20 protein-coding genes and 1 pseudogene are annotated in these 21,483 nt (G+C 70.7%); 14 read left to right on the top strand and 7 right to left on the bottom strand.

Going from position 1 to position 21,483, the window contains the following annotated elements:
• Positions 1-10: 10 nt before the first annotated feature.
• The 5 genes from ABZU99_RS14040 to ABZU99_RS14020 all read left to right on the top strand — a co-directional run bounded on the left by ABZU99_RS14040 (position 11) and on the right by ABZU99_RS14020 (position 5,411).
• Positions 11-601 (top strand): hypothetical protein, encoded by a 591-nt coding sequence (locus ABZU99_RS14040; protein ID WP_356042936.1) that lies wholly within the window; start codon positions 11-13, stop codon positions 599-601.
• Positions 602-664: 63 nt separating this feature from the next.
• A complete protein-coding gene (locus tag ABZU99_RS14035; RefSeq protein ID WP_356042933.1) occupies positions 665-2,815 on the top strand; it encodes a hypothetical protein in 2,151 nt (716 codons plus the stop codon).
• Positions 2,816-2,829: 14 nt separating this feature from the next.
• A complete protein-coding gene (locus ABZU99_RS14030) occupies positions 2,830-3,441 on the top strand; it encodes a hypothetical protein (RefSeq protein WP_356042930.1) in 612 nt (203 codons plus the stop codon).
• A 282-nt stretch (positions 3,442-3,723) separates the two neighbouring features.
• Complete coding sequence (locus ABZU99_RS14025; RefSeq protein ID WP_356042927.1) at positions 3,724-5,115, top strand: WhiB family transcriptional regulator; 1,392 nt, start codon at positions 3,724-3,726, stop codon at positions 5,113-5,115.
• Positions 5,116-5,147: 32 nt separating this feature from the next.
• Positions 5,148-5,411, top strand: coding sequence for a hypothetical protein (locus ABZU99_RS14020; RefSeq protein ID WP_355940135.1), 264 nt, complete (start codon positions 5,148-5,150; stop codon positions 5,409-5,411).
• Positions 5,412-5,466: 55 nt separating this feature from the next.
• On the opposite strand, the gene ABZU99_RS14015 is transcribed toward ABZU99_RS14020, so the two are convergent.
• Entirely contained in the window at positions 5,467-5,703 is a 237-nt protein-coding gene (locus ABZU99_RS14015; protein ID WP_356042924.1) for a hypothetical protein, read from the bottom strand.
• 134 nt (positions 5,704-5,837) lie between these two features.
• On the opposite strand from ABZU99_RS14015, the gene rarD reads away from it, so the two are divergent.
• The 3 genes and pseudogenes from rarD to ABZU99_RS14000 form a co-directional block, all read left to right on the top strand.
• The gene (gene rarD, locus ABZU99_RS14010) at positions 5,838-6,893 is read left to right on the top strand and encodes an EamA family transporter RarD (protein ID WP_356042921.1); all 1,056 of its coding nucleotides are present in this window, start codon (positions 5,838-5,840) and stop codon (positions 6,891-6,893) included.
• Positions 6,894-6,994: 101 nt separating this feature from the next.
• Positions 6,995-8,008 carry a M28 family metallopeptidase gene (locus ABZU99_RS14005; RefSeq protein ID WP_355940126.1) on the top strand — a complete coding sequence of 338 codons (1,014 nt, stop codon included), beginning with the start codon at positions 6,995-6,997 and terminating at the stop codon, positions 8,006-8,008.
• Positions 8,009-8,091: 83 nt separating this feature from the next.
• Positions 8,092-8,211 (top strand): annotated as a pseudogene (locus ABZU99_RS14000) (peptidase M28); the annotation flags it as partial.
• Positions 8,212-8,236: 25 nt separating this feature from the next.
• Here the strand turns inward: ABZU99_RS14000 and ABZU99_RS13995 are convergent.
• From ABZU99_RS13995 to ABZU99_RS13970, 6 genes are all read right to left on the bottom strand, one after another.
• The gene (locus ABZU99_RS13995; protein WP_356042918.1) at positions 8,237-9,136 is read right to left on the bottom strand and encodes an ABC transporter permease; all 900 of its coding nucleotides are present in this window, start codon (positions 9,134-9,136) and stop codon (positions 8,237-8,239) included.
• Positions 9,123-10,340 carry an ABC transporter ATP-binding protein gene (locus ABZU99_RS13990; RefSeq protein WP_356042915.1) on the bottom strand — a complete coding sequence of 406 codons (1,218 nt, stop codon included), beginning with the start codon at positions 10,338-10,340 and terminating at the stop codon, positions 9,123-9,125. Before ABZU99_RS13990 ends, ABZU99_RS13995 begins: the two co-directional genes overlap by 14 nt.
• Before the next feature lie 49 nt (positions 10,341-10,389).
• Positions 10,390-11,622, bottom strand: a complete 1,233-nt coding sequence (locus tag ABZU99_RS13985) for a sigma-E factor regulatory protein RseB domain-containing protein (RefSeq protein WP_356042912.1) — start codon at positions 11,620-11,622, stop codon at positions 10,390-10,392.
• Positions 11,623-11,916: 294 nt separating this feature from the next.
• Positions 11,917-12,927 carry a polyprenyl synthetase family protein gene (locus ABZU99_RS13980; RefSeq protein ID WP_355940114.1) on the bottom strand — a complete coding sequence of 337 codons (1,011 nt, stop codon included), beginning with the start codon at positions 12,925-12,927 and terminating at the stop codon, positions 11,917-11,919.
• Positions 12,928-13,316: 389 nt separating this feature from the next.
• Positions 13,317-14,525, bottom strand: coding sequence for an FAD-dependent oxidoreductase (locus ABZU99_RS13975; RefSeq protein ID WP_356042909.1), 1,209 nt, complete (start codon positions 14,523-14,525; stop codon positions 13,317-13,319).
• A 19-nt stretch (positions 14,526-14,544) separates the two neighbouring features.
• A complete protein-coding gene (locus tag ABZU99_RS13970; protein ID WP_355940108.1) occupies positions 14,545-15,789 on the bottom strand; it encodes an ATP-grasp domain-containing protein in 1,245 nt (414 codons plus the stop codon).
• A gap of 209 nt (positions 15,790-15,998) precedes the next feature.
• Here ABZU99_RS13970 and fahA point away from each other — a divergent pair, with 209 nt between their 5' ends.
• The 6 genes from fahA to ABZU99_RS13940 all read left to right on the top strand — a co-directional run bounded on the left by fahA (position 15,999) and on the right by ABZU99_RS13940 (position 21,448).
• Complete coding sequence (gene fahA / locus ABZU99_RS13965) at positions 15,999-17,270, top strand: fumarylacetoacetase (protein WP_356042906.1); 1,272 nt, start codon at positions 15,999-16,001, stop codon at positions 17,268-17,270.
• Between the two features lie 50 nt (positions 17,271-17,320).
• The gene (locus ABZU99_RS13960; RefSeq protein WP_355940102.1) at positions 17,321-17,836 is read left to right on the top strand and encodes a hypothetical protein; all 516 of its coding nucleotides are present in this window, start codon (positions 17,321-17,323) and stop codon (positions 17,834-17,836) included.
• Positions 17,837-18,124: 288 nt separating this feature from the next.
• A complete protein-coding gene (locus tag ABZU99_RS13955; RefSeq protein ID WP_356042903.1) occupies positions 18,125-18,907 on the top strand; it encodes a GntR family transcriptional regulator in 783 nt (260 codons plus the stop codon).
• A 59-nt stretch (positions 18,908-18,966) separates the two neighbouring features.
• Positions 18,967-19,194 carry a ferredoxin family protein gene (locus ABZU99_RS13950; RefSeq protein ID WP_355940096.1) on the top strand — a complete coding sequence of 76 codons (228 nt, stop codon included), beginning with the start codon at positions 18,967-18,969 and terminating at the stop codon, positions 19,192-19,194.
• Positions 19,195-19,205: 11 nt separating this feature from the next.
• Positions 19,206-20,564 (top strand): ABC transporter substrate-binding protein, encoded by a 1,359-nt coding sequence (locus ABZU99_RS13945; protein WP_356042900.1) that lies wholly within the window; start codon positions 19,206-19,208, stop codon positions 20,562-20,564.
• Complete coding sequence (locus ABZU99_RS13940) at positions 20,561-21,448, top strand: ABC transporter permease (RefSeq protein WP_355940090.1); 888 nt, start codon at positions 20,561-20,563, stop codon at positions 21,446-21,448. Before ABZU99_RS13945 ends, ABZU99_RS13940 begins: the two co-directional genes overlap by 4 nt.
• Positions 21,449-21,483 lie beyond the last annotated feature (35 nt).

The following is a 21,483-nucleotide window of genomic DNA, read 5'->3' as shown; positions in this document are numbered from 1 at the left end:
CCCCATGCGGATGAAGCGCACTCTCACCCTGGGCGCGACGCTGGTGGCTCTCGCGTCGGCCGGCGCCTGCGGATCCGATGACGCGGGAAAGGGCGGCAAGGACGGCGTCGGACAGTCGAAGAAGGACGCGCTGCCGCACGCCGACAGCCTGCGGGACATTCAGGATTTCCTCGGCACGTACGTGGACTGCTCCGCGCTCAGCACCGACAAGAACGACGACCGGCTCAACGGCACGTACCTCGACTGGCTCTCCGACGACCCGTCCGAGGCGGAGAAGCGTGCGGCCGCGGCCTGGGGCATCAAGGAAGAGGGCGTCTGCGGGGAGAAGTGGACCAACAGCTACGTCGTCTATCTCCCCAAGAACATGAAGCAGTTCCAGCGGAACTACAAGACGCACAACGCGGATTCCGCGGACGGCACGGGCAAGTTCTACGTGGGTGACAACTTCGCGGTGGACTTCTCAGGCGGCGGCTCCGGTGGCCTGGAGCGGACCGGCCTGCTGAATCTGAACTGCGACCCGTCCTTCGCACCGCCCAGTGGCTACAAGAAGAAGCAGGCGCTGGTCGACGGCTGCGTGCTGACCGACTTCACGGGCAGCTGACCCGCCCCACCCCGCCCCTCCCCGTCTCAGCCTCTTTGCCGAATCTCATCCAGAGGAATGCCTATGCTTCCGCCCGGTGCTCTGCGCCGCCGTATCGTCAGGGTCGGTGTCGCCGTACGGGCCGTCCTGTTTCTGGGGCTGTCCCTGATAGCCCTGTCGCTGGCGACCCCCGCACCGGCGTACGCGGGATTCTCGTGCGACATCACGGGCGACGACAGCTATCAGATGGACACGCCGGGCAACAACGGCGAGTCGCTGATGCCCGCCGTCCGGCAGTGGGACAAGAACGCGAAGCCCGGCGAAGGCTCGCTGGCCAAGCAGGTGCGCGGCGGCACGGTCAGTGGCGCGGTCAGGATGCCCAAGCCCCCGCAGGCGTACACGCTCTACGAGCTCAACGGCATGCGCGGCATGAACTGGTCGATGACCTTCAAGGGCAAAGGTGACGCCAGTGAGGACAACGGCGACTGGGGCAGCGGCGCCGACAACTGCAGCGTCATGGACTACGTCCAGAACGGCATCGCGGACTCCATCTTCAACGGCACCAAGCTGCTGACCCGCGCGGCCATCAGCATCAAGGAATCCGCGACCAACCCGAGTCCGCTCAGCGGGCTGTACGAGGGCCGGGACAACGTCGTCAAGACGCTGAAGAAAAACGTGCTGCGGCCCGCCGTCCCCGTCATGATCCTGCTCACCGGCCTGTGGGTGTTCGCGAAATGGCGCAAGGGGGAGATGCGGGAGATCTGGGCGGGCGTGTCCTGGGCCGCTCTCACCATCGTCGCCGTCATGGCCTTTCTCACCGGCGGCAATTACGACAAGATCGTCCGGGACACCGACGGCTGGATAGCCGAGGCCAACGCACTGCTGACGGAAGCGATGCTGTCCGGTGCCTCCGGCACGATGGGGCCGCCCTGTGATCTGCCGCCCGGTACCGAACCCAACCGGGGTATGCGGGTGTCCAGTTGCTCGATCTACGACACCCTGGCGTTCCGCCCCTGGGCGCTCGGGCAGTTCGGCGACGCCGGCAAGACGTGCATCATCGACGACGAGAAGGGATGCACGCCCAGCGACAAGTCCAAGGAGTGCGAATGGGGCAAGGGAGCCCGCTGCGAGGACCTTCGGATGCGGCATCTCGTGGCCCAGTCACAGACGAACAAGGACTATTTCAAAAAACCCGAAAAATTCGATCCCGATAACATCGCGGCCATCTGGCGTGGCAATCACGTGGACAAATTCGAGGACTGGACACAGATCCGGAAGGAGGTAGCGAAGGGGGAGCACGGCGACATCTTCAAGGACTGGGCCGGCAACAACGCCGGCAACCGGGTCGGCATCGCCTTCTACTCCATCGTCGCGTCCCTGATCGTCGGTGTGATGGTCATCCTGCTCAGCGTGCTCACCCTGCTGTGGCACGCCGTGACGCTGATCCTGATCATCCTGCTGCCGCTGGTGGCCACCCTCGGTATCCACCCCTCGCAGCAGAAGATCCTCAAGGGCTGGCTGGAGACGTTCATCCACGCCTTCGTGTTGCGGGCCGGCTTCGGCGTCATCCTCACCGTCCTGCTCGTCCTCTACCAGATGATCCTGCCCATCCAGATCGCCCTCGGGATGCAGTTGCTGCTGCTCCTGCTGGTCACGATCGCGGTGTTGATGATGCTCAAGAAGCTGCTCTCCGGCAGCTTCAGCCCGAAGATCGCAGGCGCGGAGGACGTGCTCGGCGTGCGCGACATGGCCGAGGCGCCCAGCGCCAGGCTCGTCGACAAGACCCACAACGTGGTCAACAAAACGGCCCCGACCGCGGGCCGGGTCGCCGGCAAGGTCGCCGTGGGCCCGGTCGTGGCAGGCTACAAGCTGGGCGGGAAGCTCGGAGACAAGTGGAAGAAGCGCAAGCAAGAGGGCGAGGCGGCGGAGAACGAGGGGAACACGGACGCGTCCACCGAGGCGGAGGAGTCCCGACCGCCCGCCTCCGGGCGTCGGGTCAGCAACCGAACGTCCCCGACGGCGTCCCCACCGCCTTCGCCCCCGCAGCCGCGGCCGAACCCGCAGACGCAACCACAGCCGCAGCCGCAACCACAGCCGCAGCCGCAGCCGCAGGCCCAGCCCTCGGCACCACAGCCACCGTCGCCACCGCAACCCCAGCCACAGCCACAGCCGCGGCCCCGGCCCCAGCCTGGACCGGACCCTGAGCAGCGCGGCCCCAACGGCCGGATGTCCTAGATGGTGGAGGTCTGATGAAGCCACAGAAGTTGGGTGGTCTGCTGCGCCGGCTCGTCCGGCAGGACAGCGCGGACGAGGTGGCCATACGGCTGCTGCCCCGGCTGGTGTTCGGCGTGGCCGCCGCGTACACGCTGTTCACGATCGCCGCGTCCAGCTTCGCCGCCTTGATCGGTGTGGGCACGCTGCTGTTGCTCGCGCTGGCGTGCTGGCTGCTGCGCAGCCGTGGGCAGTTGCTGCTGGCGCTGTTCGCGACGCCGGTCACCGCCGCCGTCACCGGCTACGCCGCGGCGGCGGGCGACATCGCGCGCGGGGTGCAAGGCTCGGCGATCGGGGGTCAGGCGGTTTTTGGCTACTGGACGTTGGCCGTGATGGCGCTGCTCGGGGCGTGGATGGTCAAGGACCACCCGGGCCGACGGGGCGTCACGGTGGTCATCGCGGACGCGGTCCTGATCGTCGCGGCGTTCGTCGGGGCGCTGGTCCCGGACGTCAGCGTGCCGCTCGGATTCGTCGGGCTGATGGCCGTGCTGGCGGTGCGCGGACGCGGCTTCACGGCGGTGTGGCGGCGTATGAAAAGGACCACAACGGCCGTCCGCCGCCTGGTGGCCCGCACCGGCGCGGATGGCTGACGTTGGTGTGAAGGGTGTGCATACCCTCTGGTCAAGTCACCTACACATCATGCGCGTTGCCGCTCTGAGTACGTCCGGCTTATACTCCCCGCGAGCGCAAGATCTTAACGGGGGAGATTTGTCATGCTCGCAACCATACGTACGCCGTTTTCCGCGCCCACAAGGGCAGCGCCCACCGACCTTCCTCTTCCCTGCCAGCGCCGGGCGGATCTGTATCACCACCCGCTGCTGGAGAATCCGCCCAAAGGCGGCGCGAAGACCGGTTCGCTTATGCGGGAATTCATGAAACTGACCCGCACCGCACGCGATATGTGCGCCTCCTGCCCGCTGTGGGCCGAATGCCTGCGGGACGCCGTGGTGGACGCCGATCCCTACGGTTACGCCGCCGCGACCACCGCCGACGACCGCCGCTGGATCCGGCGCCGGCTGGGAATCGGCGACGCCGCCGGTGACCTGGCCCCCGTCGAGGCCGACCGCGCCGCACACGCCCAGCTCAGCGAGGTGACGGTGGAGCGGAACCGGCACCCCGACGCGAGCCAGCGCGAGATGGCGCTGCGGCTGGGCCTCAGCCGCAGCACCGTCGCCCGCCGGCTGGCGCGGGTACGGGAGCGGATGGACTCCCCGCCCGAGGACGACCGTACGGGGCCGGGCGCCCCGGACCTGGATGCGATTCTCGACGCATTCGACGCCCTGCAGGAACACCTCGCCGCCGAGCGGGGGATGTCGGTGAGCATCGGCTCGGCCACCGCGAAGAAAAGCCCCAGGGAAAACGCATTCCGTCGCCCGGCGGAGTTGTTGCCCTTGAAGATTCGACGCGTGAACGGAGAATCACGGTCCATGGCGGACGAGCCGGAGGAAAGAATCAGCTTCTCCCTCGACGACCCGGCACTGGCCGTACGAAGGGCCGTGCTGTGGCCGCTGGTGCGGACCGCCGCGCAGGCGCTCGCGGGCGCCGAACTGCTCGCCGTCATGCTGACCACCGTGCCGGGCAGCGGGATGACGCCCGAGGCGCTCCAGAGCATCCGGCGGGCGCGCGGCGTCATCGAGCTGCTCACCACCGCCGCCGGGGAAGGGGGGCCGGTCCCGGGCGAGGAGACGCCCGCCGTCAGCCCGCTGGCCGGTTCGGTCTCCGTCGAGCTGGCGATGCGCAACCCGGTGGCGGCACTGCGGCAGGCGTTTCTGGCGCCGCTGCTGCGTGCGCTCGTCGACGCGCTGCTGAACATCGAGACTGTTCTTGACATGCTCTCCGCCGTCCCCGGCAGCCGCCCGGACGACGTGGACCTCAATGCGATCCGGGCGGCGCGCCGGGCCCTGGAGGACCAGCTTCCGGCCTGCGGTGACCCCGGCCCGGCTGCTTCTCCCGTGCCGGGCGAGCGGTCACCGGTGGCCCCGGACACGGTCTCCAGGCAGTCGCCGCTGTCCATCCGCGCCGCCGTGGAGCTGGTGGTCGCCACGATGGCCGAGCCGTTCACCGGACGCGATGTGATGAACGAGGTCGCGGCCCTTTCGCCGGCCGCGCCCGGACCGCACCGGGACTCGGGCAAGGCCGTGAGCAACGTCCTCTCCGCCATGGTCAAGTCGGGCCGCCTCACCCGGCTCTCCCGCGGCACGTATATACGGGCCAAGGAGCCCGCCCCCGCTGCCGCCCCCGGTGAACTCCCCGAGAGCGCATAAGGCGCACCCGGTAATGGACAGACAGGCCGATCATGAGTGAGTCCGCATATCGCGGGGCGTCCGCTTCCCACGGGGACGCCCAGGTACGGGTGTTCTCCCCGAACGCCGCGCTGGTCGACGGAGTGCCGATCACCGCACCGCCCTACGGAGACATCCAGGAGGTCGTCATCTCGATCCTCCAGGAGCGCGCGCAGCGGCTGGGCGCTCCGACCCCCGCGCTGATCACGGACGACCGCTACGGCGGGGCGATCCGCCTCCTCATCCATCCGGACGGCGCGACCGAGCAGCTGTCCTGACCCCACTCCCCTACCCACCACACCGCAGGTCCGGTTCGTAGCGGCTAGGAAGCGCCTACGTACCGGGCCTTGCCGAGTCGTACGCCTCGCCCGCCGCCAGCACCTCCGGGGCCACCTCCTCCGCCCAGGACGCCGGCGCCCACACCCGGCGCGCCGCCTCGCGGCCGAGCTCGACGCCGCGGTCGAGCGCGGTCTGCCGGCCGCCACCCCCGGCAATCTGTCCCGGCTCGTCGGCCGCCCGACCACACCCATCGCCGACTCCGTCACGGCCGCCCTGAAGGGACTGACCCACGGCCCGCCGCGGCCGACCGCACGCCGGGCCCGCCTGTCATGACCGTCCAGCGATATGGGAATGACAGCCGGGCTCGTCCGCGTTACCGTCGGAACGGCCCCGTCCGGGCCGTCGCGCCGTTCGGGGAGGGGCCCATGAGTCCGCAGCAGCAACAGGATCGTGTCGGCCTCGTCTATGGTTTCGCGGCCTACGCCATGTGGGGCCTCGTTCCGCTCTTCTGGCCGCTGCTGGAGCCGGCGGGGGCGATGGAGATCCTCGCCCACCGGATGGTGTGGTCGCTGGTCGCGGTCGTGCTCGTCCTGCTCGTCCTGCGGCGCTGGGCCTGGATACGGCCGCTGCTGCGGCAGCCGAAGCGGCTGGGGACGATCGCGCTCGCCGCGACCGTCATCTCCGTCAACTGGGGCCTGTACATCTGGGGTGTCAACAGCGGGCACGTCGTCGAGACCGCCCTCGGATACTTCATCAATCCGCTGGTCAGCATCGCCTTTGGCGTCCTGCTGCTGCGAGAGCGGCTGCGGCCCGCGCAGTGGACGGCGGTCGGCGTCGGGGCGGTGGCGGTGGGCGTCCTGTCCGTCGGCTACGGCAAGCTGCCCTGGATCGCGCTCACCCTCGCCTTCTCCTTCGCCACATACGGACTGGCCAAGAAGCGGATCGGGCTGGACGGGCTGGAGTCACTGGCCGCCGAGACCGCCGTGCAGTTCCTGCCCGCCCTCGGCTTTCTGGTCTGTCTCGCAGCGCGCGGCGACAGCACGTTCGGCAGCGAGGGGCCGGCGCACTCGGTGCTGCTCGCGAGCTGTGGGCTGGTCACCGCGCTACCGCTGATCTGCTTCGGGGCATCGGCGGTGCGGCTGCCGCTGTCGACGATCGGGATGCTGCAGTACATCGCGCCCACCTTCCAGTTCGTGCTGGGGCTCGCCGTCTTCCACGAGTCGATGCCACCCGAACGGTGGGCGGGCTTCGCCCTCGTCTGGCTCGCCCTCGCGCTGCTCACCTGGGACGCGCTGCGCACCGCGCACCGGGCGCGCCGGGAGCTGACCGACGCCGCCTCGCGGGCGGCGCTGATGTCGGTCAACGTGGACGCACCCGAGGCCGTCCCGGATGTCCTGCCCGATGCGCTGCCCGATGCCCTGCCTGACGCCCTGCCCGATGCCCTGCCGGAACCGCGCCGAGGGTCGATATCCGGCGGGTGATGTCCGGTTTCCGCCCTTGACGCAAAGTCAGCCACCACCGGAACATCGGCGACACAGAGCTCTGCCATGTACATCACATAGCGTGAATCGGAGCCCCCCACATGTCGTCACGCGCTCATCGGCACCCCACCCCCCACAGATCCTGGATACGCCGGGCCACCACCGCCACGGCCACCGGCACGGTGATCGCGGCCTTGGTGGCCGCCGCCCCCTCGACCCCGGCCGCAACCCCCGCCCCGGCCGCCTCGACCGCCCCTTCCGCGACCGCCCTCGCCGCGCCGGACATCCCGCTGGCGGGCGTCAAGGCCCACCTGAACCAGCTGCAGTCCATCGCCACCGCCAACAGCGGCAACCGCGCCCATGGCCGTCCCGGCTACAAGGCGTCGCTCGACTACATCAAGGGCAAGCTGGACGCCGCCGGGTTCACCACCACCGTGCAGCAGTTCACCTCCGGCGGCGCCACCGGCTACAACCTCATCGCCGACTGGCCCGGCGGCGACAACAACGACGTCGTCTTCTCCGGCGCCCACCTCGACTCCGTCAGCGCCGGCCCCGGTATCAACGACAACGGCTCGGGGTCCGCCGCGATACTGGAGACCGCGCTCACCGTCGCCCGCCAGGGGCTGAAGCCCGCGAAGCATCTGCGGTTCGGCTGGTGGGGCGCCGAGGAGCTGGGGATGGTCGGCTCCCGGTACTACGTCAACAAGCTGCCGTCCGCCGACCGGTCGAAGATCGACTCGTATCTGAACTTCGACATGATCGGCTCGCCCAACCCGGGCTACTTCGTCTATGACGACGACACGCGGATCGAAAAGGTGTTCAAGGACTTCTTCGCCACCAAGAACGTCCCCACCGAGATCGAGACGGAGGGCGACGGCCGCTCCGACCACGCGCCGTTCAAGAACGCGGGCGTCCCGGTGGGCGGTCTGTTCAGCGGGGCCGACTACACCAAGACCGCCGCGCAGGCACAGAAGTGGGGCGGCACCTCCGGTCAGGCGTTCGACCGCTGCTACCACCGCTCGTGCGACACGGCGAGCAACATCGACGACACCGCGCTGGACCGCAACAGCGATGCCATCGGCTACGCCGTCTGGACCCTGAGCGCGGCCGGCTGATCCCGCGCCACCGGCCGTGTCCGGCTCAGGCGGTGATGTCCTTCGTGCTGAACCTCGCCCAGGCCGCCGAGCCGAACACGGCCGCGTACAGCCCCTGCAACCACCGCTCGTGCGACACGTCGAGCAACATCGACGACACCGCGCTGGACCGCAACAGCGATGCCATCGGCTACGCCGTCTGGACCCTGAGCGCGGCCGGCTGATCCCGCGCCACCGGCCGTGTCCGGCTCAGGCGGTGATGTCCTTCGTGCTGAACCTCGCCCAGGCCGCCGAGCCGAACACGGCCGCGTACAGCCCCTGCAACCCCATGTTCTTGATCAGCTCGTCCCAGTAGACCGGGTCCCGGAGCAGATCGGCGAAGCTGAGCCAGTAGTGCGGGAAGAGATACGGCTGGATCGCGTGCAGCTGCGGAATGGTGTCGAGGATCTGCGCGGTGACCACCAGCCCGACCGTCGTCGCCATGGCCGCGATACCGCTGTTGGTGAGCGTGGAGATGAACACCCCCACCGTCGCGATCCCCACCAGCGAGAGCGCCACGACCGCCGCCACGCCGAGCGCCCGTACCAGACCGTCGCCGAACGGGACCGTGGTTCCCGAAATCAGCGTGATGTCGCCGAGCGGAAAGAGCAGCCCCCCGGTGATGAGCCCCGAGACGGCCACGACCAGGGTCGCGAGCAGGCAGAACGCCAGGCCGGTGGCGTACTTGGCCAGCAGCAGCCGGGTGCGCCCGGCGGGGGCGACCAGCAGATAGCGCAGCGTCCCGGAGCTCGCCTCGCCGGCCAGCGAGTCCCCGGCGATCACGCTGATCGCCATGGGCAGAAAGACGGGCAGCGTCGCCGCCAGTGAGGCGAAGACGAGGAAGAGGCCGTTGTTGGTGATCTCGGCGAAGAAGGCGGGGCCCCGACCGTCTCCCCCATGCCCCTCCCCGAAGCCGCCGCCGTCGCTCGTCTCGATCTTCACCGCGACGCCGATCAGGACCGGGACCGCCGCCAGCACCCCGAGCAGGGCCAGGGTGCGCCAGCGGCGGACGGTGGTGGTCAGCTCGGAGCGGAAGAGCGCCAGGCTCCACAGCGGACTCGGGCTCCGCCGCGCGGCGCCCGCCTCCACCGCCACATCAGCCCGCGACATCGAACCCCTCCCCGGTCAGCGTGACAAAGGCGTCCTCCAGCGAGGCACGCTCGGCCCCGAAGGCCCGCACCCGCACCCCGGCGCGTACGAGGGCGGCATTGAGGTCCGCCAGATCGAGCGGCGCCTCACCGAAGCCGGTGCCGGTGCCGGTGCCGAGCCCGGTGCCGGTGCCAAGGCCAGTGCCGGTGCCGGTGCCGAGCCCGGTGCCGGTGCCGAGACCAGTGCCGGTGCCGAGACCAGTGCCGGTGCCGAGACCAGTGCCGGTGCCAAGGCCAGTGCCGGTGCCGGTGCCGAGACCAGTGCCGGTGCCAAGGCCAGTGCCAGTGCCGGTGCCAGTGCCGGTGCCAGTGCCGGTGCCAAGACCGGTGCCGGTGCCGAGGCCGGGCAGGGGGAGCTCCCCGGAGACCCGGTCGTCCAGCACCACCAGGTCCGTCACCCCGTGCTCCTTGAGGACGCGGACGGCCTCGGCCGGATCCGGGGTGGTGACGGACAGCCTGCCGCGGCCGGCCGCCGCCAGCTCGGCGACCGTGCCCTGGGCGATCAAACGGCCCTGGGCCATGACGGCCGCATGGCTGCAGACCTGCTCGATCTCGTCGAGGAGGTGCGAGGAGAGGAAGACGGTGGTGCCCTCCTCGGCGAGCTCGCGCACCAGGGTGCGGATCTCGCGCATGCCCTGCGGGTCCAGGCCGTTGGTGGGCTCGTCGAGGACCAGCAGCTCACGCGGCTGGAGCAGCGCGGCGGCCAGACCGAGACGCTGCTTCATGCCGAGCGAGTACGCGCGGGCCTTCTTCCCGGCGGCGGCCGCCAGCCCGACCCGGTCCAGGGCGCCCGCCACGCGCGCGGCGCGGGTGCGTGGATCGGCGGTGGGATCGGCCGCGTCGTAACGCAGCAGATTGTCCCGGCCGGTCAGAAAGGGGTAGAGGGCGGGGCCCTCGATCAGGGCCCCCACCCTCGGCAGCACGCTCCGGGCGGCGCGCGGCATCGGCTCGCCGAGCAGCCGGGCCCCTCCCGACGTCGGCTCGATCAGGCCCATGAGCATGCGGATGGTCGTCGTCTTCCCCGAGCCGTTGGGCCCGAGGAAGCCGAAGACACTGCCGCGCGGCACCGTCAGATCGAGCCCGTCGACGGCGAGCTGACCGCCCCGGTAGCGCTTGGTGAGCCCACGGGTCTCGACCGCGGTGTCCTCGGCGGACCGCTCCTCCACGGGCTCCCCTTCGTTGTGTCGTCTGTGTCGGCTCAGCCGGCCGTATGGCTCACTTGGCCGCGTTGGCCGCCTTGACCAGGGCGTCCTTGTCCACCGCGCCGACGAAGACCTTGCCGTCGTCGGTGAGCAGCGCGTTCACCAGCCGGGTGCTGACCACGGTGCCGGAGCCGAAGTCGCCCTTGACCTTCTTGCCCAGCCCGTCGAGGAGCCCGGAAGCCGAACCCGGGCCGCCGTCGCCGCGCGTCGCGGGCGCTTCGCCACCGGGGGAGTCCAGCCGGACCACCGAGTCCCAGTCCTCGCCGATCACATTCAGCCCGGCGAGGGCGTCCTGGGCCTCCTTGCTGCCCTTCTTCTCCTTGGCACCGTGGTCGCGGGCACCCTCCTCCGTCACCTTGGCGCCCTTGGGCGGGGTGAAGTCGAACGTGCTCGCCTTGGGCTTGCCGAAGTCGACCTTGGTGAAGGCCACATCGACGGCAGCCTTGCCGCCGCTCTTCGGGGTGAGCGTGAACTTCAGCGGTACGCCGTTGTCCGCGTCCACCGCGATACGGATCGCGCCGATCGTGGAGTCGCTCTCCTGCTTGGGCTTGATCAGCAGCTGGTAGGCGTCCCGCCCGGCGACCCGCGCCGTCCCGTCGACCGCCACGTCAGTGGAGTCGTCCACGGAGGCGAGCACCTTCTTGGCGACCTGCTGCGGAGTGGCGTCCCGCAGGTCCTTGGGCATGTCCTGCCGGTGGTCGCCCTTGTCCTTGGCGCCCTTGGGGGCGGTGGCGTGGTAGACGGCGTTGCTGGAGCTGTCGTACGCCCAGGTCTCGTCACCCTTGTGGATCAGGCTGTACTCGGCGGCGTTCTCGATGATCGAGACCCGCTGCCGCTCCGGCCCGTCGGCGGCCACCCGCAGGGTGTGGGAGCCGGACGCGAGCTCCATCAGCCGGGCGTCGGGCGAGGCGGACGCCCCGCCGTCGCCGCCCTGCGCACCGCCCAGGTCGGCGAGCGAGCCGCCGCCCGGGAGCGAGGGGATGCCCAGATCTGTGGTGATCTTCACCGAACCGGACAGCTGCTGGGTGTCCGACGCGGCCATCTTGCCGATGAGCTCTTCCGCCGAAATCTTCGGCAGGTCCGGGTCGCCGGTGCTGGCGAGCGCCGGGACGAGCCCTATCGTCGCCGCCGCGATCCCCGCCACCGCGACCGGTGCGGCGTATCGGGCGACTTTTTTCCGTCCTGTGGGGCGTTCGTCGTCCCAAAAGCCGTCGTCGGCGACCTGTGTCGGTCGGATCCGTGCCATGTTGCTCTACCTCCGTCGTCGGCGGCGGTTGTCAGCCTGCACTCGTCCACCTCTCGGGCCATTGTCGCCCGATCCCGCCATGTGGTGGTCTTTTCATCCCACCAAATCGACCGCCGCGGCGCGTCAGCCCGCAGGATCAACTACGCGTAATGCTCGGGGATGACGTCCGCACGCCGGACGGTGGATGCCGTACTCCCCCAGAAGGCGACACCCTTAGGGGGTCACCCACTGAGGGGAACCCAGAAGGCGACACCCTTGATGGGCCCCGGCCAATCGGGGGCACCGGCACCGCCGTCAGCCCGCCCGGTGGACCACCGCGTCGCAGAGCCCCTCAAGGGCCGCCTTCGCCGGGCCCTCCGGCAGCGGCGCCAGCATCGAACGGGCGTCCGCCGCATAACGGACCGTGTCCCGGCGGGCCAGCTCCAGCGCCGGATGGGCGCGCAGCCGCCGCAGCACCTCCGCATGGCGCGCGTCATCGGTGAGGTCCCCGTCGAGCAGCTCGCACAGCTCCCGGTCCTCGGCCGAGCCGGACGACTCCGCCTGCGCCCGCAGATACAGCACGGGCAGCGTGGCGACGCCCTCGCGCAGATCGGTGCCCGGCGTCTTGCCCGACTCATGGCTGTCGCTGGCGATGTCCAGCACATCGTCGGCCAGCTGGAAGGCCATGCCCAGCCGCTCGCCGTACTGGGTGAGGATGTTGACGATGGACTCGTCGGCGCCGGACATCATCGCGCCGAACCGTCCGGAGACGGCGATCAGCGAGCCCGTCTTGCCGGCCAGCACATCCAGATAGTGCTCGACCGGGTCACGGCCGTCGCGGGGGCCGGCCGTCTCCAGAATCTGGCCGGTCACCAGCCGTTCGAACGCCTCAGCCTGGATCCGCACCGCCTCCGGCCCCAAATCGGCCAGGATGTGCGAGGCACGGGCGAACAGGAAGTCGCCGGTGAGCACCGCCACCGAGTTGCCCCAGCTGGCGTTGGCGCTGGGCACCCCGCGCCGCACGTCCGCCTCGTCCATCACATCGTCGTGGTACAGCGTCGCCAGATGCGTCAGCTCGACGACGACGGCCGAGGGCACCACACCGGGCGCGTACGGGTCGCCGAACTGCGCGGCGAGCAGCACCAGCAGGGGCCTGAAACGCTTCCCGCCGGCCCGCACCAGATGCTGGGCGGCCTCGGTGATGAAGGGCACCTCGCTCTTGGTGGCCTCCAACAGCCCCTCTTCGACAGCCGTCAGCCCTGCTTGGGTGTCGGCTTCCAGAGTCTGGTCCCGCACGCTCAGCCCAAAGGGCGCGATGACGCTCACGGGGTGCTCCTGTCTCTGCCTAACGCTCACGCGGAATGTCGATGTGTCGCTGCCTCCACCAACAGGCAGCGTATCCGGTCGGGTCTCGATCACTGTGGGCGCCTTCCCGCCTTGTGCGCCTCTCACCGCTCTCTCCCGAACCGACCGGCTTCCCATCGCGGTACCGCGATCGCAGCAGAGCATTCTTTTTCACGGGGCTCGGTTCGCCTCCGGGGCGCTGAAGCCTCCCCAGCTACCGCTGGAGGTGCCCCCGTCGACGGTCGACCGTGTTCGGCCACTCGTTCCTCGCGGCCTGCGCCCGCTCTCCCCTCGACAGCGGCGCGCCCCCGGGCTCGCCGCGGCCCCGGCCGGCCACCCTCGGTGGCCGGCCGGGGCCGGGTCGCCGTCGCTCAGCCGTGGGCGGCGGCCAACGCCCTCGCCAGCCGCGGCGACGCATACTCCGTGCCGCAGACGAACCGCATCAGCGGACCGAAGCTCGCCGCCGCGGGCAGCCCGGTGAAGTAGAGGCCCGGCACCGAGGAGCGGTATCCGGCGTCCAGCCAGGGGCCGCCGGCGCTGGTGACCACCTCGGAGCGCAGCTCGGGCCCGATGAAGTCCAGCGCGGACACGCTCATCCGGTATCCCGTGGCGGCGATCACATGGTCGGCGGCCAGCTCGCTGGTCCGGCCGCCCGCGCCGCGCAGCGACAGCACCACCGGCCGTCCGTCATCCGCCACGGTGACCCGGGAGATGTGCTGCCCCTGGGTGACCTGCACCCGCCCGGCGAACCGGTCCCGCAGCCACCATGCGCCCTTCGGCCCCAGCACCCTGCGGACCAGATACTCCCGGGCCGACGCGGGCAGCCGGCGGAAGCCCACGGCGTGGTACGACAGCGCGTACAGCGACCAGGCACGGCCGAAGGGCGATTCGGGCCGCAGCCTCGGCTGCCGGTCCGGCGGGGCGCCGAAGGCCACCGCGCGCGGGCCCCGGGCCACCACCCGCACCGAGGCGGCGCCCGCCTCGGCCAGCAGCACCGCGCTCTCCAGCGCCGACTGCCCGGCCCCGACCACCGCGACCTGACGCCCCGTGAACCGCCCGAGGTCATGGTGTTGCGAACTGTGCGAGACCGGTCCCGCAGCGGACGGTCCATCCGGTACGGCGGCGGCGATCTCCCGGGGCAGATGGGCCAGCCCGCCCAGCCCGCTGGCGACGACGACGGCGCGCGCGGTGAACTGCTCCCCCGAGTCCAGCTTCAGCTCGAAGCGGCCGCCCCGCCGGTCGACCGCCACCACGCGCACCCGCTCCAGATCCGGCACCAGCCGCTCCTGGAACCACAGACCGTATGCCGAGAAGGTCTCGACCGGCACGATGTCCCAGTCGGACTCATAGCGCTTGCCGCCCACCGCATGGCAGTAGTCGAGCAGGGTGTGCCCAGGCTGCGGTGCGTCGATATTCGACGCCACGGGCGTGGACTTGAGCAGCATGCCCGCGGGCATCTGCTCGCGCCAGCTCACCATCGGCTCCCCGAAAACGCGGACCGGCAGGCCGCGGGCTCGCAGATGGGCGGCGGTCGACAGGCCGTACGGTCCTGCCCCGATGACTGCTACCGGGTCGTTCATGTATCCCCTCCCCAAGGCTTCACTTCCTGGTGGCGCGCCACAGCTGGTACAGATGCGCCGCGCCGGGCCGCACGGAGCGCGCCAGCATGGTGAAGAACGGCCGCATGTCGTCGCGGGCGGCCCATGCCAGCTCGGTCCCGCTCGCCCGTGCGGGCGCGTGCGGCGCGGTGTATCCGCTGCGCCGGTAGGCGAGCAGCGCGGGCAGATCGATGTTCTCGACGAGGAACCGCCGGTCACGCCGCTGCTCCGCCTCGGGGACCGGGCGCCCCGTCAGATCGAGGTGCTGGGCCCGTACGACATCGATCCCCGCCGCGTTCTCGAAGAGCCTGAATTGCGCGCCCACCCGCGGGTTGAAGTCCAGCAGCTTGTACCGTCCGTCGCGCCGGTCGTAGCGCCAGTCCAGATCCACGATGCCGCTGAAGCCGATCCGCTTGATGAACTGTGCCGCCATCCGGGCCAGCTCGCCGTTGTCCACCACATAGGCGCACGCCGTCATGCCCGCGTGCGGCGGCCAGGACCGCACCTTGACTCCGGTGAACATCGCCAGCGGCGTGGACCCGGCGTCGACGTACGCGTGCACGATCCAGTCCTCGGCGTCCTCGCGCGGCAGATACTCCTGCAGGATCACTCCGGGCCGCGGCCCCCAGTCCCGTGCGAGCTCCATCAGCTCGCGCGGGCCCGCGATCCGGGTGGTCCCGCTCACCGCGGGCTTCTTCCTCCGCTCGAACGCCTCCCGGTTCTTGGCGACCACCGGAAACCGCGCACTCGCCGCGAACGCCTTGACATCGGCGTACGAATCGGGGAACGCGCCCTCGGGCGTGGGCACCCCATGCTTGACGCACAGCTCGTGCAGCCCCTGCTTGCTCGCCAGCCGCCGGGGCAACTCGGGTTCCACCCGCGGGAAGAGAAAGCGGCCATCCCCGGCGAGCACCTCCGCGTGCTCGGCGATCAGCACCGCCGCCTCCTCGTCCGTGGGCAGCAGCATCGCTGGCCGGCCGATCGCCCGCCCTATCCGCAGCAGCCCCTCCACCAGCCGTTCCGGCCGCTCCCTGCCGGTGGTCGGCCAGACGAAGGCCCTGGTCAGATAGCGTGAGCGCGCGGCCGGGGTGCAACGGTCCTCGGTGACCGCGTACATAGGGACACCGAGACGGCCGAGGGACCGGATCGCGCCGACACCGCCGTGGTGCAGCGGGTAGTCGCCGATCTTCACGATCAGGCCGGGCACGGAACGGTCCACCGCGAACGGCACGGCACTGCTCGCCACGAGTCCCCCTCGGTCACCGCAGCGCAGTGGCCCCCCCACTGTGCGTGACCCGATGAAGGACGCTACTTCGGAATTGCCGCTTCCAGCAAGGATTATCCGGACATTGCCATCTCTTTAGGCAGCAGCGGACACCCCCCTGTCTCCCGCCCCGCGCGCCGTAGGGTGTGGGCTGGCCACCACGGTGACGAGGAGAAGGCGAGGCAGCCCCGATGCCGCAGCAATCCCCGCTCGACCTGCCCGAGGGCGATCCCTTCGGTCCGGACAACCTCCCCTATGGCGTCTTCACCACACCCCAGGCTCCTCATCTGCGGAAAATCGGCGTGCGCTACGGGAATCAGGTGCTGGACGCGGGAGCCGCCGCGGCCGCCACCGCCTCTCCGCACGCCGAACTGCTGGGAGCCTCCTCGCTCAATCCGCTGATGGCCGCGGGCCGCCCGGTCTGGCAGGCCGTACGCGCAGAACTGCGCGACTGGCTGACCGATCCGGCGCACCGGCCGACCATCGAGCCCCTGATGCACCCCCTCAACACCCTCGCCCTCCACCTTCCGATCGAGGTGGCGGACTACGTCGACTTCTACGCGAGCGAGCACCACGCCTCCAATGTCGGCAAGATCTTCCGCCCGGACGGCGACGCGCTCACCCCCAACTGGAAGCACATGCCGATCGGCTACCACGGCCGGGCCGGCACCGTCATCGTCTCCGGCACACCCGTCGTCCGCCCCCACGGCCAGCATCTGCCTTCCGCGCCCCGCACTTCCCCGGCCCACGCTGCCTCGAACCACGCTGCCTCCCTCGCTCCCGTCTTCGGCCCCTCCCTGCGCCTCGACTTCGAAGCGGAGGTGGCCTTCGTCGTCGGTGCCCCTTCCCCTTTGAATACACCGGTGCCGCTCTCCGGGTTCCATGACCACGTCTTCGGCGTCTGCCTGCTCAACGACTGGTCCGCGCGCGACGTCCAGAGCTGGGAGTACCGCCCGCTCGGCCCGTTCCTCGGCAAGTCCTTCGCCACCTCCGTCGCCGCGTGGATCACCCCGCTGGAGGCCCTGGCCCCGGCCCGTACCAGCCCTCCCGCCCGCGATGTCCCGCTCCTGCCCTACCTGGACGACTCGGCCGCCGAGCCCGGGGGACTCGATCTGCGCATCGAGGTCGCCGTCAACGGCCACACGATCTCCCGTCCGCCCTTCTCCGCCATGTACTGGACCGCGGCCCAGCAGCTCGCGCACATGACGGTGAACGGCGCCTCGCTGCGCACCGGCGACCTCTTCGCCTCCGGCACGGTCAGCGGCCCGGACCCGGCCGAGCGCGGCTGTCTTCTCGAGCTCACCTGGGGCGGCCGCGACCCCGTGCCGCTCTCCGACTCGGCCGCCCGGACCTTCCTGGAGGACGGCGACGAAGTGACCCTCACGGCCTGGGCGCCCGGCCCCGACGGGGCCCGCATCGCTCTGGGCGACGTGACGGGCCACGTTGTTCCGGCGACGCCCTGAGCGACTGCTAATTTGTCGTGCTCCTGCCCTATGACTCTGAGGAGAAGCGCGTGAAGAAGGCAGTGAGCATCGCCGGGACGGTGGCCGCCGCCGCCCTGCTGCTGACCGCATGCGGCAGCGACAGCGACGACAGCAAGAAGGACACGTCCAAGGACAGCCCGTCCGCCTCCCAGCCGAGCGCCCCGGCGGAGGGGGACGCTGACGGGAAGCTGACGGGCGCCTATGTGGCGAAGACCGGCGGTGAAGCGATCATCCTGTCCATCAGCGGCGCGAAGGCCGGCCTGGTCGCGGGCAAGCACACCTGCACCGGTGAGTACACCGACAGCGGCCAGAAGATGCTGATGCTCAAGTGCGCCGACGGCAATACGGACCGCACCATGGGCAAGGTGACCCCGAGCGCCGACGGCAAGACCCTCACGGTCGACTGGGACGCCCTCTCGGAGAACGACACCTTCACCCGGACCGCCTCGCCCGGCGACGTCCCGTCCGGGGTTCCCACGTCGTTCCCGTCCGGTCTCCCCTCCGACATCCCCACCGATCTGCCGTCCGCCGTCCCCTCCAGCTGAACCCGGGGCGCCCAGCCGCCCCGCCCCGCTCCCCCGAGCCCCCCGGCGAATCCGCTCCCCCGAGCCCCCTGGCGAATCCGCCGGGGGGCTCGTCGCGCGGCGCCCCGCACGGCACCCCACACGGCCCTCCGCGCAGTGGCAGATCTTGTCGCTTCCAGGACGAAACCGCAGGTCGGCGCGGCACCGGAGCCCCCGTCAAGTGGCGCAACACTCTGGCAACACCGTCGTGCCGATCGCGTCGGTAGGGTCCGGACACGACCCGCCGCCCACCACCCCGGAGCCCGGCCGATGCCAGCCGAACGCCCCCGCGAACGCCCCCGCGAGCACGCCCCGCCGGTCGCCGCCGCGCGCCGTCGCCGGCTGCGCGCCGACCGGGCACGCCAACTCGCCGATCTGCTCCGCCACCAGATTCTGACCGGCGGCTTCCCCAGGGGCGTCCTGCCGCTGGAGGACGCGCTCGGCGCGGACTACGGCGCCTCCCGCAACACCGTGCGCCTGGCGCTCGGTCTGCTGCGCGCCGAGCGGCTGGTGGAGCGGGTGCCCGGGGTGGGCACGGTCGTCGTGGCGGAGAAGTATCCGCACGCCCTGGACCGGCTGATGGGCCTGGCCGAGACCCTGCACGAACACGGCCCGGTCACCAATGAGGTACGTACCGTCGGCCCCGTCCCCGCCCCCTCGTGCGTCGCCGACCGGCTGCGCGTCCCCGCCCACACCGATGTCCTCTACGTCGAGCGGCTGCGCCGGCTCGACGGCCTCCCGCTCTCCCTCGACCTCACCTACGTCCCGATGGACATCGGCGCCGAACTCCTCGGCGCCGACCTGGAGAACACCGATGTCTTCCGGCTGATCGAAAAGATCACCGGACAGGATCTGGGCACCGCCGAGATCACCCTCGAGGCCGTCAACGCCGACGCCCACTCGGCCGCCGTACTCCAGGCGCCGCGCGGTGCGGCCGTCCTGATGCTGGAACGCCTCACCCACCTCGATGACGGACGCCCGGTCGACCTGGAGTTCATCCGGTTCCGCGGCGACCGGATCACCATGAGCGGCCGGCTGCGTCGCGCCGCCTGACCCCGTCCCCTCCGCCCTCAGCCCCCCCTTCCGCCCGTTCGCCCTTCCTGGAGACAGCCATGCCTCTCGCGCCCCAGCGTGCCGACGTGCCCGTGACGATCGACGAGTCGAAGTGCATCGACGGCTGCACCCTGTGCGTCGACATGTGTCCCCTGGACTCCCTGGCGATCAACGCGGACAGCGGCAAGGCCTATATGCACGTCGACGAGTGCTGGTACTGCGGCCCGTGCGCCGCCCGCTGTCCCACGGGCGCGGTCACGGTCAACATGCCCTATCTCCTGAGGTGAAAGGCGTCCCGATGCATCGCACGACCCTCTCCGCAGCCCTCGCCGCCGGCGCCCTGCTGCTGTCCCTGACCGGCTGTGGCGGCGACGCGGAGGCCGGCGGCAAAACGGTGACCGTCACCATCGGCTACCAGTCCAAGACCATCAACACCGTGACCGCGGGCACCCTGCTGCGCTCACTGGGCTCCTTCGAACGCGAACTGCGCGCCCTCGGCCGCCGCGACGGCCATACGTACAAGGTGAAGTGGCAGGACTACGCCACCGGGGCGCCCATCACGGCACAGATGGTCGCCGGAAAGGTCGACATCGGCTCGATGGGCGACTTCCCCCTCCTGCTCAACGCGGGTCGCGGCACGCAGCTGAACGCGCCGACCCGCCTCGTCTCCGTCACCGGCTACAACCTGCGCGGCGGCCTCAATACGGTCCTCACCGCGCCCGGCTCCAAGCTCCGCACCCTGTCCGACCTGCGCGGCAAGAAGGTCTCCACCAGCGTGGGCTCGGCCGCCGACGGTACCCTCACCCGCGCTCTGCAGCGCGTCGGCATCGATCCGCAACGCGGTATTCACCAGCTCAACCAGCAGCCCGCCGTGGGCGCTTCGGCTCTTCAGGCGGGCAGCGCGGACGCCCTCTCGCAGTTCGTGGCCTGGCCGGGGCTGCTCGCCTTCCAGGGCAAGGCCAAGGCGCTGTACGACGGCGCCCGGCTGAACCTCCCCACCTTCCACGGCGTCACCACACGCGAGGCGTTCGCCAAGCAGCGCCCCGGCGTTGTCCAGGCGTTCCTCGCCGCCCAGGTCGACGCCACCCGCTATCTGCGCGCCCACCCGCTCGACGCCGCCCGTAAGGTCGCCACGGCGACCGGACTTCCGCCCGAGGTGGTCTATCTCTACAACGGCACGGGCGGCATCGCGACCTTCGATCCGACCCTCAAGCCGCGCCTGACCGCCGCGCTCAAGAAGGACGTCCCGGTGCTGCGCGCGGCCAAACTGGTCGGCCCGGTCGATGTGACGTCCTTTGTCGACGATCGCTATCTGAAACGGGCGTACGGAAGCGCGGACGCCTATGCCAAGGCGCTGCGTGCCACGCCCCCCGCCTCACCGAATCAGCTCTGGCTCAAGGGCGAGAACCGGATACGCACCTTCAAGGACCCCGCCGCGCTGCTGCGCTTCGCCGACAGCCACCGCGGACGGATCCGGGCCGCCTATGTGCCCGACGCAACCACCGGCACCCGCTGGTTCGCCGACCGGGCGGTATGGGTCAAGGACGGCGACGACCTGCGCGCCTTCGTCACGCCGGAGAACGCCCGTACCTGGATCGCCGCGCACCCTGGCGCCCGCACCATCAGCTACCCGACGGCGCTGGCGGCCACCCGATGAGCGCGCCCACCACGCCCGTACGGGCCCGCCCCGCCCCGGCCGCCGCATCCCCCACGACGCGGCCGCCAGGCCGCCCCTGGGCCCGCTACGCCCTGCGCACCGGGTCGCTGCTGGCCGCCCTCGGGCTCTGGCAGCTGCTCACCGGCCTCGACATCGACCTCTGGCTGCGCTTCGCGCAGTTCCCCACCGCGACCGACATCGCCCGGGAGTTCGCGGGCCGCCTCACCACCGACGCCTACTGGCAGGATCTGACCGACTCCCTCACCCGCATCCTCACCGGCTTCGCGCTCGCCGCCGTCCTGGGCGTGGCGACCGGCACCGCGATCGCCCGCTCGCGCCTGGTGTCCGACCTGCTGAGCCCCGTCCTCGAAGTCCTGCGCCCCATCCCCGCCATCGCCCTCGTCCCCGTGGCGATCCTGATGTTCCCCAGCAATGAGCAGGGCATTGTCTTCATCACCTGCACCGCCGCCTTCTTCCCGATCCTGGTCAGCACCCGGCACGCGGTCCGCGCGCTCGCCCCCGTCTGGGAGGAGGCGGTACTGACCATGGGCGGCAGCCGGTGGCGCGTCCTGGCGTCCGTCGTCCTGCCGGGCAGCGCACCCGGCGTTCTCGGCGGGCTCTCCGTCGGCATCGGCGTCTCCTGGATCTGTGTGATCTCCGCCGAGATGATCTCCGGAGCGTATGGGGTCGGCTACCGCACCTGGCAGGACTACACGATCGTCGACTACCCGGGCGTCTTCGTCGGCATGACCACGATCGGCCTGCTCGGCTGGCTCACCTCCACGGCGGTCGAGCTGGCCGGACGGCGCCTGACCCGCTGGCTGCCCCGTACGGAGATCACGGGCCGGCCGACGCCCCCGCGCAAGGAGGAGGGCACCCCGTGATCACGCCCGACGTCACCGCCACCCCCACCCCGCGG

Origin of the sequence: Streptomyces sp. NPDC005266, from assembly GCF_040607655.1 — a bacterium.
Classification (GTDB): domain Bacteria; phylum Actinomycetota; class Actinomycetes; order Streptomycetales; family Streptomycetaceae; genus Streptomyces.
This window is presented reverse-complemented; position numbering and strand designations above follow the sequence as displayed.

Coding starts and splice junctions, on each gene's coding strand:
- ABZU99_RS13940 (WP_355940090.1), top strand. CDS start 20,561: ATGAGCGCGCCCACCACGCCCGTACGGGCCCGCCCCGCCCCGGCCGCC.
- ABZU99_RS14035 (WP_356042933.1), top strand. CDS start 665: ATGCTTCCGCCCGGTGCTCTGCGCCGCCGTATCGTCAGGGTCGGTGTC.
- ABZU99_RS14005 (WP_355940126.1), top strand. CDS start 6,995: ATGTCGTCACGCGCTCATCGGCACCCCACCCCCCACAGATCCTGGATA.
- ABZU99_RS13985 (WP_356042912.1), bottom strand. CDS start 11,622: ATGGCACGGATCCGACCGACACAGGTCGCCGACGACGGCTTTTGGGAC.
- rarD (WP_356042921.1), top strand. CDS start 5,838: ATGAGTCCGCAGCAGCAACAGGATCGTGTCGGCCTCGTCTATGGTTTC.
- fahA (WP_356042906.1), top strand. CDS start 15,999: ATGCCGCAGCAATCCCCGCTCGACCTGCCCGAGGGCGATCCCTTCGGT.
- ABZU99_RS13945 (WP_356042900.1), top strand. CDS start 19,206: ATGCATCGCACGACCCTCTCCGCAGCCCTCGCCGCCGGCGCCCTGCTG.
- ABZU99_RS13955 (WP_356042903.1), top strand. CDS start 18,125: ATGCCAGCCGAACGCCCCCGCGAACGCCCCCGCGAGCACGCCCCGCCG.
- ABZU99_RS13975 (WP_356042909.1), bottom strand. CDS start 14,525: ATGAACGACCCGGTAGCAGTCATCGGGGCAGGACCGTACGGCCTGTCG.
- ABZU99_RS14040 (WP_356042936.1), top strand. CDS start 11: ATGAAGCGCACTCTCACCCTGGGCGCGACGCTGGTGGCTCTCGCGTCG.
- ABZU99_RS14020 (WP_355940135.1), top strand. CDS start 5,148: ATGAGTGAGTCCGCATATCGCGGGGCGTCCGCTTCCCACGGGGACGCC.
- ABZU99_RS13995 (WP_356042918.1), bottom strand. CDS start 9,136: ATGTCGCGGGCTGATGTGGCGGTGGAGGCGGGCGCCGCGCGGCGGAGC.
- ABZU99_RS14025 (WP_356042927.1), top strand. CDS start 3,724: ATGAAACTGACCCGCACCGCACGCGATATGTGCGCCTCCTGCCCGCTG.
- ABZU99_RS13950 (WP_355940096.1), top strand. CDS start 18,967: ATGCCTCTCGCGCCCCAGCGTGCCGACGTGCCCGTGACGATCGACGAG.
- ABZU99_RS14030 (WP_356042930.1), top strand. CDS start 2,830: ATGAAGCCACAGAAGTTGGGTGGTCTGCTGCGCCGGCTCGTCCGGCAG.